This window comes from Nitrospira sp. BLG_2 (assembly GCF_049222245.1).
Window position 1 is genome coordinate 1 of sequence record NZ_JBLYIG010000313.1, and the last position, 2942, is coordinate 2942.

At 58.3% G+C, this 2942-nt stretch carries 2 protein-coding genes; both read left to right on the forward strand.

Going from position 1 to position 2942, the window contains the following annotated elements; genetic code table 11:
- Positions 1 to 191: 191 nt before the first annotated feature.
- Positions 192 to 1898: an NADH-quinone oxidoreductase subunit 5 family protein gene (locus ACOSYY_RS08715; RefSeq protein WP_421661877.1), complete on the forward strand. Its 1707-nt coding sequence runs from the start codon at positions 192 to 194 to the stop codon at positions 1896 to 1898.
- Positions 1895 to 2942: proton-conducting transporter transmembrane domain-containing protein (locus ACOSYY_RS08720; RefSeq protein WP_421661878.1), on the forward strand; the 1048-nt coding region annotated here is incomplete at its 3' end. The genes ACOSYY_RS08715 and ACOSYY_RS08720, both read left to right, overlap by 4 nt.

The window sequence follows — 2942 nt, forward strand, 5'->3', positions numbered from 1 at the left end:
AGGCATGGCATACTTGTAGACGCCCGCCCTCGGCTTCGCCGCGAGGCGAGCGAGCCGGTGAGGCAGCCGTGTCTCGTGGACGGGCAATGTCCGGTGATCGCCCAGTATCTTAGGCGAAGCGTACTTTGGGCGGTCGTCTAATCGCCGCGAACACCGCGGCCGGTTTTTCAGCAGTCTGTTAGGGAAATGACGTGCTCCTGTTGCTCGTACTCATCGTTCCATGTCTCCTTCTGGCCGCCGCCGGCATCGTGATGATGCGCGGTGAGGCGCCGCGTTTCAATCGCGCGAAGGCGTCTGCCTATCCCATCGGCCTAGCATTCCTCGGCGCCATTGGCGCGCTGGCCTTGGTCGCATCGGAGGGTCCTATCACCGTTCGGTTCTATGATCCTGACTCCGTCGCATCCTTCATCATTCCCATCGGTTTCTATGTCGACCGGCTGAGCGCGGTCATGATGACGTTGATCACGGGCGTCAGCACCATTATTTACTGCTACTCGACGAGCTATATGTACCAGGATCATCATGCGCGCCGGTATCTCGCGTTGATTTGCCTGACAGACTTCGTGTTGATCTGCATGGTCTCGAGCGGGAACCTCATGATGCTGTTTCTCTTTTGGCAAATCCTCAGTTACCTGCTCTACCTGCTCGCGCACAACCATGTCCATGCCGCGACGTTGGCCGGGGCGTTCAAGACATTTACGCTGTTGCGCATCGCCGATACGGCGTTTCTTGCCGGCATTGTCCTCGCCTATCAACTCTACGGCACCCTCGAATTCCACGAGCTGTTTGCGAGAGCGGCTGCGGCGCCCATGACCCTTTCGATTCTGCCCGGGATGGAGATCAGCGCCACAACGGCCCTGACCTTCCTCCTTTTTATCGGGGCAATGGGCAAATCGGCTCAGTTTCCTCTCCATTTGTGGCTGCCTGGATCGCTTTTTGCGCCTACGCCGGTCCATGCATTGCTGCACGCGGGTATCATCAACGCCGGAGGATTTCTCATTAATCGCCTCGCTCCGCTCTTTGGAATGAGCTCGACCACTCTGCACGTCGCCTTTGTCGTCGGGACACTGACCGCCGCTCTCGGCGCGACGATGATGCTGGCCCAAAACGACATCAAGAAGACGCTCGGCTTTTCGACGATCGGGCAAATGGGCTACATGATCATGGAATGCGGCCTGGGTGCCTTTTCGCTCGCGGTCTTTCATTTGATCGCTCATGGCCTCTTCAAGGCCACGGTTTTCCTCAATTGTGGAAATGTCATCCACAAGGCGCGACAAGAGCCGCATTTCCCTCCTATGGACCATGTGGATGACAAGGCGGGATTCTCGCGCTTGACCTGGGCGACGGGGTTTGTGACGACACTGTTTATTCCGCTGCTCATCTTATTGGCGACGCATGGAGTTCTGCGCATTCCGTTACTGGAATCCCAGGGAACCGTCATTATCCTCTTTTTCATCTGGATCACCTCGTCGCAAGCGATCTTGACGCTCACACGGCTCCGTGCCGTGGCTTCGTGGAAAGTGTCGGTCATTATGCTGCTGACGCTCCTCTTCATCGTGTTCGTCTATCTATTCGCCGTCGAGTCGTTCACCGCATTCCTCTACCCGAACCCGGAAGAGGTGGCATCGTATTTCAAGGCCGCCGATCTTCCGGACTGGCTCTTCGACCTCATGGTCGCGATGGCCGCTCTCATGACGATCTTCGGCTGGACCTACTTATACATGCGTGCCCACGGTCGGATGGTCCGGATGCCGACTTGGATCGAGAACATCAGGATTCGCCTCTATACGGTCTTCCTGAACAGAATGTATGCCGATGAACTCTATCAGCTGATCGGCTCGATGACCGCACAACTGGTTCATCGGATCGACAAGCTGGAACGCGGGTGGTCCCGATGACGGACATACTTATCCCATGCCTGTTCGCCGGGATTCCGTTTGCAGGCGCGCTCGTCTGTCTGGCCTTCCGGTCCGATCCTTACCGTGTGAAGAGGTCTGCGATCGTCTGGTCTGTCATCAGCCTCGCGGCGACCGTCGGAGTCGCCAACCTGCTTCCGTCTCCGCCAGATAGTCTCTTACCGCTCTATTTGCTGCCTCTCGCAGCCATCGTGTCCGTATTAGGCCAGCCCGTTCACGAGAACCATCGGTTCTCCTGGACTATGATCTTGGTCTTTCTCGGTTTAGGAATGGGCGTGCTCACCGCCGGGAATTCGGTCGCCCTGCTGTGTCAGATCTCGCTCATGCTGATCATCATGTTTCTCCTGTACCGTCACCACACCACGCTCTGGCCCATTTCCTGGTGGGGCATCGGCTCCTTCGGTGTCGGTGTCGTCGGCGCCGGCCTTTCCCTCGCGGCCGGACCGCCCGTTTCATCTGTGGCATCCTTGGCAACCTGTGCCGTTCTGTTGCCGCTCATGCCTTTTCATAACGGATATCTCACGGCGCTGACCAGATTGCCGGGCAGCTTGCCGCCGTTCATTGTGTTGCTGCTGCCCGTGCTTGGCCTTCACGGACTGTCGATGGTCATGCCGACAATGCCGAATGAATTCGTTGCTGTCGTCAGCCTCTTGGCTTTGATCAGCTCGCTATACGGCGCGATCAAGGCCTTGGCGCAGTCGCGCGTCCGGCTCTTGGTCGGCTACGGCAGTGTCTCGTTCTTTTCGATCCTCTGGTGGTTTGTCACAGGAGCCCACACGACGACCCCGCGCGCGGCCGTGCTGGCCGGAGCCGTCGGTCTTGCGACCGGCGGGCTGTTGGTTGCCTGGCAGGTCATCCGCACGAGATATGGCGACGACGTGGATCCTCAGGCCATCAGCGGACTGGCCGCGGCGATGCCGAAATATGCCGTCCTGTTTTCCCTGTTGGGTCTTGCGGCGATGGGAATCCCACCGTTCGGAGTGTTCGCGGGGTTCATGGGGTTGCTGTTGACCATTCCACCCTCTT